The organism is Streptomyces beijiangensis, from assembly GCF_017315755.1.
GTDB lineage: Bacteria > Actinomycetota > Actinomycetes > Streptomycetales > Streptomycetaceae > Streptomyces > Streptomyces beijiangensis.
Genome location: NZ_JAFLRJ010001670.1, coordinates 1 through 349, shown reverse-complemented (window position 1 = coordinate 349; position 349 = coordinate 1). Strand labels below are relative to the sequence as shown.

Below are 349 nucleotides of genomic sequence, written 5' to 3'. Positions count from 1 at the left end.
TCCTCACCGTCCAGGCCGAACAGCGAGGCGAGAGAGAGCATCGGGACGATCGTGGCGTACTCGTTGACCAGATCGGCACTGCCGCGCTCGGAGAACGCCGCGATCAGATCCGTGCACAGCGCCTCCACCTCACGCCGTACCCTGCGCTGGTCCATCCGCGCGATGCCGTCGTCGAGAGGCTTGCGCAGGCGCCGGTGCTCGGGGCCGTCGGCCCCGATGACGTTGGCACGCCAGCCCATCATCGGCAGGAGCCCCGAATGCGGCGGGACGATCCCCTCGTTGAGATCGCGCCAGTTGCGGGCGTCGCGGGAGTACAGCTGCTCCTGCCGGGTGATGGTCAGCATCTCCC

1 pseudogene is annotated in these 349 nt (G+C 68.8%); it reads right to left on the bottom strand.

What is annotated here, in order from left to right:
- Window positions 1-349 (bottom strand): annotated as a pseudogene (locus tag J0695_RS43165) (cytochrome P450); the annotation flags it as partial.